Genomic DNA, 17,901 nt, shown 5'->3' on the forward strand with positions numbered 1-17,901 from the left:
TCTTAGCTAGTTCATCTGCCACTGCTTTCTTAGCAGCATCTTTGGCTACTGGAGTCACAGCACCAACTGCAGACTCACCGGCTTCTTTGGCTTTGGCTACTTCTGCATCACTTGTTGCGGCTGCTACTGCTGCCTTAGCCTTGTCTGCTTCTTCCTTAGCCTTGTCTTTAGCAGCTTTCTTCTCTGCATCTGTCAAGTCTGTACGCTCATCAATGGCCTTGTTCTTAGCAGCAAGAGCGTCATCAATGGCTTTGTCAGCGGCTGCTTTAGCAGTTGTTTCTGGATTCACAGCTTTAATCGCTTCTACACCTTTTTCCTTAGCAGCATCTACTTGTTCTTGAGCTGCTTGGGCTTCTTCTGGTGTTGCGGCTACTTCTGGTTGAGCATCGATGGCCTTGTTGGCTTCGGCTGCTTTCGCTTGAGCTTCTTTCTTAGCTGCATCTTTTTCTTCAGCTGTTAGATCTTGGCGAGCATCGATTTCTGCTTCTTTCTTAGCTAGTTCATCTGCAACTGCTTTCTTAGCAGCTGCTTTGGCTACTGGAGTTACAGAGGTAACATCCGCTACACCTTTATCTTCTGCAGCGTCCACAAGTTTTTGGGTTGCTCGAGCTGCATCTTCTGTATCTTCATTATCAGGTTGAGCGTTGATTTTAGCTAATTCTGCATCAGCTAATTTTTGGGCTTCTGCTTTAGCTGCGTCTTTTTCTGCTTGACTTAGGTCTGTGCGCTTATCAATCTCATCATTTTTAGCTGTTAAGGCATTGGCAACTGCTGCCTTAGCATTCTCTTTAGCGATTGGGTTTACTTTAGAAATGGCTGTAGTGGCTTCTGTTTGCGCTTCATCTACAGCTGCATCTGTCGTCGCTGCATCGATTTTCTCAGTTGCTGCTCGGGCTGCTTCATTGGCTTTAGCAATAGCAGCTGTTTTTTCAGCTTCTGATAGATTTCTGTCTGCATTAATAGCATCTTCTTTGGCCTTACGTGCTGCTTCAATTGCCGCTTTGGCTTCAGCTTTTTTAGCTACTACTGGATTGTCTGCTGCAATGGCGGTTGTCCCTTCAGTCTGAGCTTGATTCAAGGCAGCTTTTGTTGTTAGGTTAGGATCATTAATGGCTGCTAATGCTTTTTCTTTATCTGCATTTACCTTAGCGATAGCTGCATCTTTTTCTTCTTGAGTTGCTTCTGCGTTACCATTGATAGCGTTAATCTGCTCCTCAGCTGCTGTATTAACCGCATCGATAGCAGGTTGTTTGTCCAGTTTTACAACACTTGTCAAAGGAACACTATCAGTAGATCCATCGTTATAAGTAACGACAAGTTGGTCACCTTGTTGTGTTACAGATTTGATATAATTTGATGCATTTTCTACTTCTGTATTATTTTTATCTGACAATCTTGCATCATCAGCTGTGCTATATTTAACCTTGATATTCTCTTTAATTTTAGTAAGATCAGCTTCAGATAGATTATCTGGATCAGAAACTACGATTTTATCAGCTTCGTTTGTTTGACTTACAATGTCGTATTTTTGAGTTTGTTCACGAACTACAAGTTTGAAAGCTCCTTCTTGCTCAAGATTACTATTCTGAAGTGGTGGAGAAAATACTGCTCTTTCTAAATCTTCAGCTACTAGGTATCTTGTCATTAATGTTCCTACATATTGTGGTTTACCTGGAACATTTACTGTTCCTGTAATTCTCGTAATAGCTGGATTATCTTCTGTTGCATTAATACCATCAGTATCCGTCTGTGATGTCATAGTTAAACCATACTGATTTACAACTTGTCCTTGTGCAGCACCAGATGCCCCTACAACACCTTTCGCCTGTACTATACGAAGATCCTTAATTTTTCCACTATCGTCTGTAACACCAAACTTAAGATTTGTTTCTTCACCTTTATAAACATAGATTTCTTTCTGAGCTGAATTAGAGAACGGGATAATTCCTTTTGGTCTTACGTTTAAAACTTTATTTTTTTCGATTGTATCTACAGATCCGTCATTATATGTTACAGCAAGTTTTGTAGAATCTGTTGGAGACACTACCACTGCTTTAATCAATTGAGACGAGTTGTTAACATCTGTTCCTGCTAAGTTTTGCAAGCGAGCATCCGTATTCGTTTTAGAGTACTCTAATTGCAATCTTGACTTAATTGTTCCTAACTCATCTTCTGTAATGTTATCAATATCATTAACAGTAATACGTTGAGAGCCTGTTAAATCTTTAACATCATATTTTTGATTTTGAGGTTTAAGTACAACATTAAAGGCATGGTCATTAGCCTTTCCAGTGTTAGATCCCGTAAAGTCCCTACCGTTAGTATCAGTAACTCGCACATAACGCCAACCTAGAGGGAATCCTCGAGGGTTTTCTCCTTTAGTTGCATTCTCTAATTGAGTTTGCGTAAATCCTGTGTCTGGAGTTGGAGTACCTGAGTATCTGATAACTGCTGGTGTCGCGTCCGATGCTGATGTTTCATTTTTAAACTCATTGGCTGTATATCCATACTTAGTATTGATTTTATCAGTTTCACCTGCTACAGAATTAAAACGGTTATTCCCACCTTGTAGTAATGTAGCTCTCTTAATCTTACCTGCATCATCTTTAATTTTGATCTCAAATGAGGTTTCTTCTGCACCATACACATAGATTTCTCTTTCAGTAGTATTAGAATATGGAATATCTACCACTGGAGGCTCGTCAGTGCTAGCTGCAGAGGCCTCATTCCCAGCTGTTGCTTGTCCATTTTCTGCGTTAGTAGACGCTGCTCCATCTCCTGGTGGAGTCTCCCCCCCCCCGTTAGGACTAGCTGCCACAGCAGCTCCTCCTTGTGAGTCTACGCCATTCTCATCAGCTGACACTGCTCCGTTCCCCAAAAACATAAATAGAGCCGCTACTGCCACACTGGCTGCACCAAAGCTATATTTACGAATAGAATAACGCGTGACCTTCTCACGACGCAGGCGCTCAGAACGACTCATGGATACTTTCTTGTCCATTACTTAACATCTCCTTTAGGATTATATTTTTTCTACACAAGAGAAGCTCCTCCTTCTTTATAGAAGGAGCCCTCCTCTATGCATAGATTTCCTGTACTATGATACATAATTACCAAACTATATGCAACTTTTTTGTTTGCTAATATTTTACTAAAAAAAAAAAAAAACATTTTTTTGATTTTTTTGATTTTTATTCGGTTTTTTTATCCATAATTTTGATTATGAATGAATTTGTTAAGAAATTGCCAATTCTCATTCCATCTTATAATCTGATGCTTTAGGATTCAATTAGCCATTAATTTGTATAACTATTATTTGAATTTTCAAAGTAACTCTATCTTTTTTCACTAACCTCCACAAAATAAGTAGAAAAAATGTAAGGGGCTGCGCCTTTTTCATTGGCATCATTTGAAGATGACAACATGCAAAGAGCCTAAAAAAGAGAAGCAGCCAATGATATCACTAGCTATTCTTATTGCTTGCTATAGAACAGAAGATAGGGGCTACTTGACTAGTCTTGACCACTTACTATAGCTGCTCAGTTTTAAACAAGCAGCTTATCATAAGAGCATGACCTAGCCTACTGATTGTAAACAAGGAGCATTGGATGGCATCAAAGAAGAACACAGGCATGCCGAGGCAGCCAAGGTTTTTGACCTTGGTCTCAGAACCCTCTTCAGCTAGGAAAAGAAATGAGGTGAACAAGGACACTGAGAGCGGAAAGAGCGAGTCATCAAAAACCGAAAGCTTCCTTTAGAGGAATTGAAAGCCTTTGTAGAGGCTCATCACGAGGCTGCTTTCAGGGAAATTACGGCACAGTTTGATTGTGCTCTCCCTTCAGTAGGGGCAGCTTTAAAGCAGACTCAGGTCACTTGAAAAAAGACGACTAGCTTTAAGGAACAAGATTCAAAGGAAGTCGCTGATTTCTCTAGTCTGGAGATTTTCCAATCTCCCTCCTTATGGGACGGTTCTATAGTAAAATGAAATAGAAATAGGACAAATCAATCAGGACAATCAAATCGATTTCTAACCATGTTTTAGAAGCAGAGGTGTACTATTCTAGTTTCAATCTACTATATTTTTTAGCAAAGGGCTTTGATATAACATAAAAATCGAAGTTCTGCTACTCCTATAAATGGAGTCATAGAAATTCGATTTTTTCTAATGATTCTAATCCTAGACGTTCAAAGATAGGCTCCACTCGTTTGGTATAGTAAAGATGGTTGAAAATCTCATCGATTTCCTCTTGTGTCAAACGTGATGTCATCTCTGGATCTGCTTCCAGAAGTAGTTTGAAGTCTACTTGCTTGTCCCAAGAGTAGGCTGTTTTTGGTTGCACCAAGTCATAGGCTTGCTCACGGGTCATGCCTTGTTCAATCAAGGTCAACATAGCACGTTGGCTAAAGAACAGACCAAAAGTCGCGTTCATGTTGCGGATCATGTTTTCTGGTAAGACCGTCAAGTTCTTGACGATATTTCCAAAACGGTTGAGCATGTAGTCAATCAAGATGGTCGTATCAGGTGTGATGATACGCTCAGCTGATGAGTGGGAAATGTCGTGTTCATGCCAGAGAGCCACATTCTCATAGGCTGTAATCATGTGACCACGCTCTAAACCCTGTTCAATCCCCTCTGCACGACCGCGTTCCAACCCTTTTTCTTCAGCTTGTTCCAAGGCATAGTCCTGTGCTAACAAGGCTTGTTCTTCGCGTCTGCGTTGTTCACTAAACATTTCCCTATCCTCCTCGGACCAGCTCTTGTAGTCTAGCAGTTGGTCTGCTTGGCTGATGGCTCGCTCGGGTTGCTGGGTAAAGGGCTTATTCCCAAAAAACTCCAACCATGCTTTGCGAACCTCGTCTTTGCTGGTTTCTCTGTATTTTTTAGGTCTTATTTGTAATGTTTTTTCAATAGCGACTCAAACTCAGCGACGCTCATACCCAGCTGATGGCTGGCAACCTCGGAAGTCAGAAGTCCTTGCCGAACCATATCCAGAAAGGCAAAAAGTTTTCCACGTTCAAGTCCACGCTCTAAACCTTTTTCAATGCCCTGTTCAATCCCCTCAGCTCGACCACGTTCAAGTCCACGCTCTAAACCTTTTTCGATGCCTTGTTCAATCCCCTCAGCTCGACCACGTTCAAGACCTTCTGCACGACCTCTCTCCAACCCTTTTTCTTCAGCTTGTTCCAAGGCATAGTCCTGCGCTAGCAAGGCTTGTTCTTCGCGTCTGCGTTGTTCACTAAACATCTCCCTGTCCTCCTCGGACCAGCTCTTGTAGTCCAGCAGTTGATCTGCTTGGCTGATGGCTCGCTCGGGTTCCTGAGTAAAGGGCTTATTACCAAAAAACTCCAACCACGGCTTGCGAACCTCGTCTTTGCTGGTTTCTCTGTATTTTTTTAGTTCCAAGAACGCCATCTTAACCAGATGATTTTCTTGTCCATTATTGGTGATGGTTAAAACCTCACCTGTCGTATCCTCGCGCATACTAAAACTATGAAAAGCTAGGTCATCTGAAAAGTAATTGCTGTCCACAATTGCGATAGCGTATACTGGTGCAATGTGTTTGTAACTCTGGTGGGTGTCACCTTCACGTTGGCGAATTTTTTCTAGGTTTTGATTGACCTGACTACACAAATAAGCCCACAGGCGATTGATGAAAAAATTCTGATGATGGACTTGAATCTCAATGATTACTTGAGTGCCATTATCTAGTTCAGCTAAAACATCTATACTGGTATAGAAATCCTGTGCCGAGTACGGCAGGGAAGGCAAGACGTGAATGTTGCTTCCCTCCAAAATGGTCACATTTTTGGCTGGCAAGTCCAGCATATCGCGAATAAACTGACAAGTGATTTCTGGGTTGCTGAAAATTTTCTTAGCAACCAAGTCATTAGTTGGGCTAATGCCCGGATGACGTAATGTCATATTTCTTCTCCTTTCATTATAGCACATTTTTAAATCTAGGTTTACTAGATTCACTGCTACTATCTATTTATTCGGAAAAGAAATGAGTTGTTAAGATATTTTATCTCGTTTCAACTAAAATATGAGCTTGATCAATCAGCTGTCCATCAACAGTCAGATTCAGATAGAAATCCAAGGTCTTATCGGCAGCAAAATACAGGGTTGGTATGGTCAAATCTTTTTTGCTTTCCCCAGCTTGGAATTGAAGGACTTGAATCTCGTCCTGATAGACGACACCATGGACACCTGTCCCCGGTTGAATCGAAATCTTAGCTTCCAAAGGAGTACTACTTTCGCTACGTTCAATCCTAAAATGAAGAGTCTCTCCCTTTGCCACAGCTAGGCTTTTTTCTGCAAATGCTAATCCCTGAACAACTTCTTTTTTTGATAAGCTAGGAGTTTTATAGAGGGAAATCTTGGTCAGTACAGGTAAATCCTGTGTCTCTGTAATCATCACGCGCACCTTCTGTACCTCTACTAGCGGCCCTCGCAGGAGGCGCTTATGACCAACTGTAAAGCCCCTGCCAAATTCCTGCCAGACACCATCTACCTCTACTTGCACATGAAAAGCAGCGATTCGTTGCCCTAACTTCAAATCTTCTCTTAACTCAATGACATCAAAAGTTTTAGGTGATCCTAAGTCGAGTTCTAACTGGATTGGCAAACCTACGTCTCTTGCCCAAGAGCTGCTCTTAAGGCCATCTGTCAAATGGTGACAGGCAAAGTCTGCGAAAAAAGCAGGACCCGATACCTTAGCTCCCAGAGCCAAATCTTCTTTATAGAGCTCATTGCGATAGGCCGCAAATTCATAGAGGCGTTCAATATCCTTTGCATCAAAGAGCCCATCTTGATTCGGCGGAATATTAAGTAGGAGCGGGGTTCCTCTCCCCACTGAGTGAAAATAGATTTCGACCAACTCCTCAAGTGACTTAGGATCCTGCTCTTCATGGTAAAACCAACCCGGCCGGATGGAAACATCTGCCTCACCGATTGAAAAAATCGTGCCCAAGGGATCTCCGTGCTGAAGATAGTCCAGCTCTGCTTCTGTTCCTAGTTTATCAGGATTCACCTTTTGCCACAGGGGATCACCTGCATATCCTCTTTCATTGCCAATCCATCGGATACTGGTGCCTTCTGTTGAAAAAATCAAGCAGTCGCCCTGCAGGTCACGAATGGTTTCAAACCATTTTTCAAATTCATAACTGACCTTTTGCGCGCCCTCTCCTCTGGCTCCATCCATCCAGACCTCAGCAAATTTTCCTGCATTACCATAAGCAGGATTTGATAAGATTTCCTGCAGCTGAGCCAGATAATAGGCATTATAGTCTGCTTCTCGGTCCACATGATAGAGGGGACTATGAGCATCCCACGGCGATAGGTAGACCCCCATATCCATATCAAACTCTGTGGCAGCTTGGGATACTTCAAGAAGCAAGTCCCCCTCTCCATTCCTCCAAGGACTGGCCTTGACCGAATAATCTGTGTGAGCCGTCGGATAGAGGACAAAGCCATCGTGGTGCTTGACCACCAAAATCAACTTCTTAAAGCCCGTTTCCTTGAGTACGCGAACCCACTCACGCGCGTCTAACTGTGTCGAGTTAAAGCGTTCAGGATTCTCCTGACCTGTCCCCCATTCCTGATCATAAAAGGTATTGGGGCCAAAATGGATAAAGGCTGCTAGTTCATCCTCTAAATAAGCTAGCTGGGTCGAACTAGGCAAGGGCCCATGCGGTTTTATTGCTCTTACCATACTACTTCCTATCTACATTTTTCTTTACTTTTTTGGCATGTACTTGCAATTCTGTTAAGGCTAGGGGACTGGTCAAGCCTTCAAATCGAAGACGAAGGGCATAAGTCTCTACCTTGTCAAATTCAAAACGAAGCTCCTCATCCTTGTCGCTTGACACTTTTCGGATAGCTGATACAGGGCGCCAATTCTCCTCTTGTTTGAGCAGGGAATCCTTATCCAAATGATTTGGAGTCCGAGGCAAGCTAGGCTCATTCCCTACATAATAATCGATATGGGTAGGATCCACCGCCACGTAGTCTTGATTTTCGACATAATACAAGGTCAGGTTATCCACAAATCGCGGTTTTAAAATCCCTGCATCTCCAAAAAGAAGACCCACGCTGGCTTGCTCTGACTTGGCAATCCAAGTATTGGCTGTCGATTTCTTCCGAGAAATGACCTTGTCATTGAGGTAAGAGACTGGGTGATTAGGCTCTGAGTGGGAAGCAAATACCAGAGGCAGGTTGGATCCTGTCCACTGATTGGAAATGACTTCCCCATCTACACTGGCATCTGTCACATGAATGGTGACTGTTGCTGGCAACTCACAGCCCGCTACTTGTCCTGTAAGAATACATTCTCCTACCTGAGCATAGACTTGAGGATCGAGTTCATCCCAAGTCACCTTGGCCGTATCTCGTCTGCCATCTGATAAGACTAGCTTAACTCGGTCTGGTAGGTGTGGGGCTTCCTTGACAAGCGTCCAAACCCTTTCAGGCTCAATAGCGCAAATCCCTTGGACACAAACCTGAGCAGAAGCCTTTAAATCCAGCCCTTCTAGCTGGCCATATACCGTAAACTCATGAAAGCTTGCCATATCTTCTTCGGCTATTGCCTCCCAAACAACCTTGACTCGTTTTGCACCGCCAAACTCATAGTCCACCAAGACCGAAGACGGAAGCTGTGGATAAGTCCCCCTATCTGTATACAAGCGAAGTGGTCTTACAGAAACTGGCTTCCCTAGTGAGCTATTTTCTGCCACCTGCAGATGTATTTGATAGGTCTTTCCTTGATAAATAGCACTGATAGCCAAGTCCCCTGCAGACAAGCAATGAAGCACTCCCTGCTTGATAATGGCGTGGGCACTACCACTCGTCTCCCAAATCACTTCACTATTCCCCACCTTGTTCACAGGGTTATCCACAGTTTGTGGATAAAGTCCAATGGCTGGGGAATCCCCTTCTTGTAATCCTGACTGCTTGTCCACTCGAATCTCAAATAAGCGCTGATTTTTCACTAGCTGGCAATCAAAAGTCTCTCCCACTAAAAGATCAAAACTTGCTGGCTCTAGCCCTCTAGCACTGGCTTTTACTCTCACTCGACCTGCCTGCTCCAAGCTCTGAACCAAAAGTACACCTCTGCCATGAAAGGCTTTCCTCTGAAACCGAGCATTTTTCTGGGCTTGGTAACGTTCACGACTGGCCTGCCTACCATTATCCACACCTACAATACGAGCAGGGCCTTCAATTTTAAAATGAAGCTGATTGGAAGCAGTCGGCACCCAATTTCCAGCTTGGTCCAATACATCAAAATAAAGATAGAGGAGATCTTGCCCATCTGGCTCCAGTTGTGTTTTCTCGGTATGTAAGCCGATTTGGGCTGGCTTACCTGCAGTCACCACCTTATCTTCTGCCACAAGCTGACCTTGACAGTCATAGGCCACAGCACGCAATTCTCCCGGTTGATAAGCCAAAGGCCATTCGAGATAGAGTTGGTCAGAACCTTCTCCCTCTTGGTATTTTCTGCCATCTGAAGTCCATTTCTCCTGAAAGGTCTTCCTACCTTGAGATTTTCCATTGAGAAATAGCTCTACTGAACCAGCATTTGAATACACTCGAACAAGGATATCCCCATACTTATCCACAACTTGTTGATAACTCTTGTGGATTTCCCAATTCCAGTGAGGTAGGATATGAACCATGGGATACTGATCTAGGTCCAACCACTGACTTTGATAGAAATAATAGTCATTTTTAGGAATCCCTGCCGTATCCACAAGCCCAAAATAGGAACTCTTTACAGGCATGTCATTTTGATTGTGCCAAGGAGTGGGCTCACCAATATAGTCCACTCCTGTCCAAATAAACTGACCCGCATAGTCTAGCCGATTTCTATCTGCTATCCAAGAAGCCGTCGCTGTCTTCCCCCAAGGAACTCGATCATTTCCATAGTCTGACTGTTCAAAATTCCGCACGCGGCGATTATCCCCAACCCATTCCTTAGCTGGGCGAAAATAGCTATCACGCGTTCGGGTAGCCGATGAGGTTTCAGACCCATAAAGTTGCCACTTAGGATGTCTTTTGCGAATCCCGTCAATATTATCTTCCGAGTAATTTAAGCCCACCACATCCAGCAAATTGGCTATCTTTTCATGACCTCCAGAACCATCGCCAAAGCGGAATTGATCCATTCCCATGGTCACAAAACGACTCTCATCCACTTCCTTGACCCTTTCTAGCAAGCGTTTGATCGTCTTCAATGAATGAGCATCGCCATTTGCTTCGCTGACTTCATTTCCCAAGGACCACATAAAAATAGCTGGATTGTTCTTGCCACGCTCAATCATGATGCGCAAATCGTAATCTGACCAGAAATCGCCTGCTTTCGCATCTGGGTGAGTCGCTTCTTCCTCAAAAAAGCGACCATAATCATATTCTTTCTTGCCTCCATACCAGGTATCAAAGGCTTCTTCTTGGATAAGTAAGCCCATTTTGGCAGACAGATCCAGCAAAATACTACTAGCTGGATTATGGGTAATTCGGATAGCATTGACCCCCATTTCCTTCATCTGGCGCAAGCGTCTCTCAGCAGCTGACTTGTTTTCCACAGCTCCCAATGCTCCGTAGTCATGGTGCAAACAAACCCCATGAATCTTCAACCAGCGACCATTTAGAAAGAAACCCTTATCCGCTTGCCAATCCATATAGCGGTAACCAAAAGTCTCCTCTTCTTCATCAACCAAAATGCCATTTTTGTAGAGGCGAGTCTTCAATTGGTAAAGGTGAGGATGATCAATATCCCAAAGCAAGGGTTGAAAAATTGATATGGCTTGTTGGAAATGATGTTTGCCTCCAGACTCAATCACTAGAGAGTCTGTCGCCTGCCAGTCTGAAACCTGTTGTCCATCATACCAGATACTCTGCTCCAAATATACCGACACGGACTGAGGCCCATTATTTGAAACCTTGCTTTCAAGCTGGGTTTCCACCCACCCAGCTCTTTGTTCCTTTAGCTTAGGACTTGCTATCGTAATCCCATACAAATCCAGATGCACCGAATCTGTCATCAATAATTTTACTTCTCGATAAATACCGCTACCAGAGTACCAACGACTGCTAGGTTGCTTATTTTCCACAAAAACCGCAAGCTGGTTGGCCGTCCCATCATTTCTTAGATAAGGGGTGATATCATAAGAAAAGGGTGTGTAGCCATTGGGATAATAGCCCAACACTTGTCCGTTAATATAGACTTGGGCATTCATGTAAACCCCGTCAAAGAGCAAACGCACCGAAACAAGACTGGCATCTTCTTCCAAGTAAAACTGTGTCCGGTACCAAGCTTGACCCCCGTTTAACTGACCACCCTCATTTTGCGCTGGCGAGTACTGGTCAAAATCATTGTAAATACTCCAGTCATGTGGTACTTTAATGGCCTGCCAATTTTCCCTCTGAAAATCCGGCGCCAAGGCATCTTCTTTCCCCACCTCTTGACTAAAAAACCAGTGATTTCGTAAAACTTCTTCTCTTCTCATACAAGCATTCCTCTTTAAACGACTCGATTTACTTGACTATAGCACAAAACAAAAGCGCTTTCAAGATTTCCTCTATCACTCCCTAAATACTCAGAAAAGATTCTATAATTTGTGGAAAAGTCTGAAAATCACTCCATGTTCAAGCAAACTGTAATTTTCAAGAAACAGGGTCAAACCTTACAAAAGCGCAAAAAACACCTCTCTGAATGTTCATTCCAGAGAGATGTCCCTTTTGTCTTAACTATTGTAAATCGACTGTCTAAAGTCATCTGAATCTTTGAGATAAGCTTTATAAATCGCTTTTTTCAGTTTTTGCACTGGTGTTTCGATAAAGCTATAGGTGCTAGCAGTTGTTTTGCCTGCCTTAATCTGTTTCAACTCCTCTTGGACAGCTTTCTGCATCAATTCTTTTAACTTCTGACTTGTCAGACTTATTTGCTGACCTTCATATTGGATTGTCAAATGTTTCAATTGATCAATCTTATCTACTCTTTCCTTGAACTGTGCTTTTTTGAACTCAGCATAGCTCTTACCATTCAAAATTTTATTGAAAATGTAAGTATCAGATAAAGGCTTGTTCTCAGACTCTGCTACTTGCTTGTATTGATTTGATACATAAGGAACAAATCCTTCATAGTAGCCCAAAGCAGCCATCAATTCAAAGGCTTGTTTTCTAAAGGTGATGTCCCCACTCATACCAGAGTCATTTTGACTAACACCATAAATGGTATCAAACATATCAACGGTATAGTAACCATTTGGTGCAATTTTACCTTTATCCTTAAAGCCAGCAATGATATAACGATTGACCAGGATATGATTGTCAATTAAACTATCAATATCTGTCAAGTTTTTGGCATCTTCTAAGGTCAGAGCTTGAATCTCCTCACTCTTATGAGTTGCTGGAATTACTGTATTACGATAATCTATCCATCTTCTAAATGGTGAACTAATCGGAACTATTTTCTTGAAATATTTAGTTTTTTCTTCATCAGTTAGATTTTTCGTTGCCTCTGCTTCTAGGTAATCTAGAGTATAAAGGACATCAAAACTTCCCTTCATGTAAGATTGCAAATCTTCTGCCGTTTTAAATCGATCAGGTGTCTTATTGTAAAATCCATCCTTATCACTCTCATCATATACAAAGTTGAGATTGAAATAAGTATCCTTTTCTGGATTATAGGAGTTTTCAAAAATACCACGCGCATAAAACTCTGCGGCTGTACCATCTCGACGACCGTGATTATTAAACAAGACCGTTCTATCTAGTAAGTGCGTCATTTCATGAGAATAAGTCGCTGAACCTCTATCATCCAGAACTCTATCTATAAAGTAACGGACACCTAATCCATTAGCCTCAGCTCCCACCTTACTTACTGGAGAATAGTAATTCATAGGAGTCATAAACTGGTCGACCCCCTTATCAGCTCCACTACCAGTAGCTGGTGACCAAGTGCTATCAATCTGGGCATTCGGATTACTTGTATATTTCTTCATCGTATCAATAATCAAGCGATTTGTCAGCAACTTATCACGATTTTCTGGTTTTGTTATACGATAAAGAGTATCGACATAGTTGGCTTGTTGTACAGCCGCCTTTTCAATTAAAGACTTGACTCTAGCAAGCTCAGCCTGGTACTTAGTTGGATTAGACTGGGCGAGAGAAGTATCTATATAGGAACCAATATTACCGTAAGTAATCGTCGCCATATTACTAATCACATAAACATTTGGTTCTTTCACATTCAAAAGTCCCAAAATAGCAGCCATATTAGCCTCTTGTTTACGAGGATCCTTTTCCCCAGCTGTCAACTTGCTATACAGCCCGACATGCGCTGAAGGATTTTCCTTAGATGGTTTTTCAACAATCATAGCTTGGCTAGATTTTTTAAGCCAGGTATCCGCATCATCTGACGTAAAGAGTTGGCGATTGCTGTCTAAAAATTCCTTCAAGCTAGCCTTACCTGTAATGGTAGATAAATACTTTGTAAATGTTTGAGGACTATTGGTCAATTTCATCTCTTCATAAGACATGGATCCTAATTTTTTCAAACTATCCAAGGCTGTCATTGTCTTATTACCAAATGAGCTTGGATTAAAGGCCAGAATATCACGAATATTCGTGTCCCCAAATTGAATATTATAAAAACGATTGATATAAGACAGTCCCAACAAAATCTGCTCTTTGTATTGCTCCAGCTCTTGTTTGACCTTGCTGCGATTTTCAGGGGTATCTCCTATAATTCCTAATGTATGCGAGGCAATCTTTTTGAAACTTGACTCAGCTTGCCTCTTCGTCTGATCAAAGCTTTCTTGGATTGACAGTTTTTGAAGATACTCTATGCGCAACATATCTTTGACCTCTTGGTCAGTGATATTTGGGTGTGTTTTTCTGAGCGCAATTCTCCTTGTTATAATATCTCGAGGATCATAGACAGGCTCCAACTGTTCTTTTAGTTTACTGTCATGTAAGAAGTCTACTGACCTCGCGCTTGTGGTCAGAGCAGACACATCCACAGCATCTTCTCTCTCACTATTTGTTGGAAGGATGTGTGGTTTATCCTCCTGACTACCAACTAAAACAACTCTCGGTTTCATTGGTTTTGTTATTTGACTCACTTCTCGAGGATTAACCAATTCACCAGTTTGTTCATTGATAGCGTAGGTTCTGGTCAGTGTATTCTCACCAACTTCTCCTTCAGAGGCTACCTTTTCCATCTTTTTAGCAAGAGAAGAATCCTCTCTTCGCTCCTCAGTAACAGCAATCGGTTGTATTACTTTTTCCACATTACCAACTTGAATCACTTTATCGACTGCTGGATTTACTTGTCTAGTGGTGTCAGATACCGTCACCTGACCTGTTGCCTGGTCTAGTTGATAAGTCGTCCTAGTTTCCACCGAACCATCACGCCCTGCAACCGCTACTTCCTCTTTTCTGAACTCCAAAGCAGGATTCACCTGGTAGATCATTTTATGAGATAGGACAGTGGTTTCAACACTCGGTTTAGTTCCAACTTCTACAACTTGATCAACTTTGTTGGCTACTATTTTGACAGTTTTACTCTCAGAAATATTGCCACTTGCTTGATCTTTGGTATAGGTAGTAGTAACTTGTTCTTGTCCCTCAACACCCGAAATTTTTACTCTTGTAACGCCGTGGTCTAGCGCTTCATTCTTTTCATAAATGGTTTCATAAGGAACAGCTTTGGTCTCTACTTTGGTCTGAGGAATTTGAGTGTCTTCTTTAGTACCAACCAAGATTACTTTTTGTCGCATAGCTTTAGTTATTTCAGTTTTCTCAATTGGATTTGTTAACTCTCCTGTCTCCGGATTAACTTCATAAGTTTTAGTGACGGTTGTTTCCCCTTGCTCACCTGCATCTTCAACCTCTTCTTTTCCTTTTGGAAGTTCAGGGTTATCTTTTCTCAACTCGGTGATTTCTATAGGTGACACGATCTTTTCTACATTTCCAACTTTTACTATTTTGTCTTTAGCTGGAGTGTTTTCTGTTGTAGTTTCTTCTGAGATAGCTCCTGTTTCTTGATTTACTGTGTATGTTGTAGTTGATACTGAGCTACCATTCTCCCCTGGTGTTTCTTCTTGTTGCACATTGTAACTTAAATCTGACGATGCTTTATAAATTGTCTTAAAAGGAATTTCTTGTGATTGAACTGTTGGTTTTGTTCCTACTGCCGTTATTTTCGCTTGCATTGCTTTGGCTACTTTTGTTGAAACTTCTGGATCAGTTAATTCTCCTGTCGTCGAATTTACTTTATAAACACTTATAGTCGTTGTTTCTTCATCTTGACCTTGTTCTCTAACTACTTTAACCCCTTTATCAAGTGACTCATCCGCGATAAACTGTTCACGTCTTTTGGTTGTTGATCTTGTTTCTTCTACATTTCCAACCTTAACAACTCTATCTACTGGATGTTTTTCTATTTTTGTTGAAGTGTTTTCTACTATTTTCCCAGTACTTTCATCAAAACTGTAAGAAGTAGTTGTCACTTCCTTACCATTTTCGCCTGCTACTTCTACTCGTTGCTCTTTGTAATTTAAGGCTGGTGAAGCTTTATATGTTGTTTTATATTCCAATACTTTTTCTTTCGTTACTGGACTTGGGACAGTTGGTTGCTCTTGTGAATCTGACTGTTCTTGGGGAGATAAGGGTTCAGGCTGAACAGCTGATTCTGGTTCGTTTCCTTGACTTGGGTTGACCTCTGGAGATGGAGCCGTTTGTTCTGGTTGTTCTGGTTGTTTTTGGGGTTCTTGTGGGGCAGACTCACCAACATCCTTTACCCCCTCAACTGGATTCTCCAGCTGGTTCTCCTCACCCTTTTGTTCCGCAGGAGATTGATCTTCTTCGCGTCCTGATTCCATGGCTGGGGTTGCTGGTTCAGAATCTTTGGTCTCAGCAGTTGCTTTAGATGGATGATTAGACTCAGTACCTTGTGGGGCAAGAGTTTGATTCTCCTCGCCCCCTGATTCCATGGCTGGGCTTTCTGGCTCAGAATCTTTGGTCTCAGCAGCTACTTTAGATGGTGGCTGGGACTCAGTACCTTGTGGGGCAGACTCACCAACATCTTTTACCCCCTCAACTGAATTCTCCAGCTGTTTCTCCTCACCCTTTTGTTCCGCAAGAGATTGATCTTCTTCGCGTCCTGATTCCACGGCTGGGGTTGCTGGTTCAGAATCTTTGGTCTCAGCAGTTTCTTTAGATGGTGGCTTAGACTCAGTACCTTGTTGGACATGAGTTTGATTCTCCTCGCCCCCTGATTCCACGGCTGGGATTGCTGGTTCAGAATCTTTGGTCTCAGCAGTTTCTTTAGATGGTTGATTAGACTCAGTACCTTGTGGGGCATGAGTTTGATTTTCCTCACCCCCTGATTCCACGGCTGGGCTTGCTGGTTCTGGTTGCTTCGGCTCGGCTTTGGGTTTGTCAGGTGTTTGTTTCTCTCCTGGTGTTGCTTCTGTACCCGGCGTTTCTTCTGCTCCTGGTCTTGATTGTCCTATTCCATCAGCTGGTTTTGTCTCTGTTTCATTCTCTACTATTGGAGTTTTTTCAGGTTGAACTGGTCTACTTTCCTCTAGATCTGGAGTTACAGGTTGTGTTGGTTTTGGTGCAACTTCTTCCTTAGTCCCAACTACAATCACCTTGTCCACCGGATCTTTTGTGATTATATTTTCTATAACTTTGCTAGATTTTTCCCCATTAACGATAGTGACTTCCGTATAGATGGTGCGTTCACCAACAACACCTTCTTGAACAACTTTAGTTTGCCCTTTAGCTAAGGTTGCATCTTCTTGTTCTATCGTTTGGAAAACAACCTCCTCTGTAGTGATTAGCAATTCTGGTTTCTCTACTGTGGCATTTAACACACCTTCCTCAGGACTTGTTTTATAATCACTATTATCTTCTGCTTTCGGTTGTTCTACTTTGGGATTTCCTGCAACTTCTTCCTTAGGCCCTATAGGCACAATTTCATCAGGAGCTTCAACAATTTTCTCAACTGCGTAGGATGGTTGAGGAGATTGCACAAGGTCTTCAGTCGAGCTAAAATGAGATGCAGTCTGTGGTACAATCTTCTTAGATTGAGGTTCTGAACTTTCCTCCTTTTGAGATAATGCTGGCGACTCTACCTTATCAACAGAAAGTTCCTTACTAGCACTATCTCTTACCAAATAATATCCCGTAAATTCGTATCCTTGGACTCTTTCAGGACTTGGTAGAAACTGACCTTCTACTCTCTTAACAAGGGCTGGTTGCAATTCTACCAAATTTTCTAAAGCAGAGATGGATGCTACCCAGCCACCAACAGCAAAGACTGTCACAAGGAAGTAAGACGCTCCCCTTTTTCTCTTGATTAAAGTGAAGGAAAGCAATAATAATCCTGCTCCCAAGATAAACATCCCATCATTAGAAAAAAGACCTGTTTCTGGTAATCTTGTAGCCAATTTTCGATAGATAAAGTAGTATTCTTTCCCTCTTTTACCTCAATTTTATTTTCTTCAAACCATTGCAACTCAGATTTCAGCTTTTCAGGTAAATCCTGCTCATCCAAATAATGACTTGAAATTAGTGTTGAACTCGTTGCGGTAGCCTGTACAGGTTGAGCACCCATACCAGCAAAAAATAAACTCGTTCCTAGCAAGACCGAGCAAGCTCCTATTGCATATTTCCTCAAAGAAAAACGCTGCTTTCTCTCAAATTGAAATTCTTCCATCCCATCTCCCATCATTCATTATTACTGTATATTTAGTATATCAGAAATAGTCTATATTCACAAATCTTTCTAGTTATTCCCTTATCATTCCAAGTTAAGGGCAACAACATACAATAATTTTTATTTAATACTCTTCGAAAATCTCTTCAAACCACGTCAGCGTCGCCTTGCCGTA

Annotated in this window: 5 protein-coding genes and 2 pseudogenes; all 7 read right to left on the bottom strand. The window is 42.1% G+C overall.

The genetic code is table 11. The annotated features are described in order from the left end of the window. Positions 1 to 3,001: DUF1542 domain-containing protein (locus tag HT703_RS09155; protein ID WP_172930042.1), on the bottom strand; the 3,001-nt coding region annotated here is incomplete at its 3' end. A gap of 1,141 nt (positions 3,002 to 4,142) precedes the next feature. Beyond that, positions 4,143 to 4,610 (bottom strand): annotated as a pseudogene (locus HT703_RS09160) (adenylosuccinate lyase); the annotation flags it as partial. Positions 4,611 to 4,888: 278 nt separating this feature from the next. Next, positions 4,889 to 5,923, bottom strand: a complete 1,035-nt coding sequence (locus tag HT703_RS09165; protein WP_138700986.1) for an Rpn family recombination-promoting nuclease/putative transposase — start codon at positions 5,921 to 5,923, stop codon at positions 4,889 to 4,891. 100 nt (positions 5,924 to 6,023) lie between these two features. After that, complete coding sequence (locus HT703_RS09170) at positions 6,024 to 7,712, bottom strand: alpha-L-fucosidase (RefSeq protein WP_172930043.1); 1,689 nt, start codon at positions 7,710 to 7,712, stop codon at positions 6,024 to 6,026. Position 7,713: 1 nt separating this feature from the next. Continuing rightward, positions 7,714 to 11,502 (bottom strand): sugar-binding domain-containing protein, encoded by a 3,789-nt coding sequence (locus HT703_RS09175; RefSeq protein ID WP_138700988.1) that lies wholly within the window; start codon positions 11,500 to 11,502, stop codon positions 7,714 to 7,716. Between the two features lie 237 nt (positions 11,503 to 11,739). Then, entirely contained in the window at positions 11,740 to 17,403 is a 5,664-nt protein-coding gene (locus tag HT703_RS09180) for a ZmpA/ZmpB/ZmpC family metallo-endopeptidase (protein WP_205380512.1), read from the bottom strand. 98 nt (positions 17,404 to 17,501) lie between these two features. Next, positions 17,502 to 17,726: pseudogene (locus HT703_RS09185) on the bottom strand (YSIRK-type signal peptide-containing protein); the annotation flags it as partial. Positions 17,727 to 17,901 lie beyond the last annotated feature (175 nt).

The sequence above is a fragment of the Streptococcus sp. 3874 genome (assembly GCF_013276425.1).
GTDB classification, from domain to species: domain Bacteria; phylum Bacillota; class Bacilli; order Lactobacillales; family Streptococcaceae; genus Streptococcus; species Streptococcus pseudopneumoniae.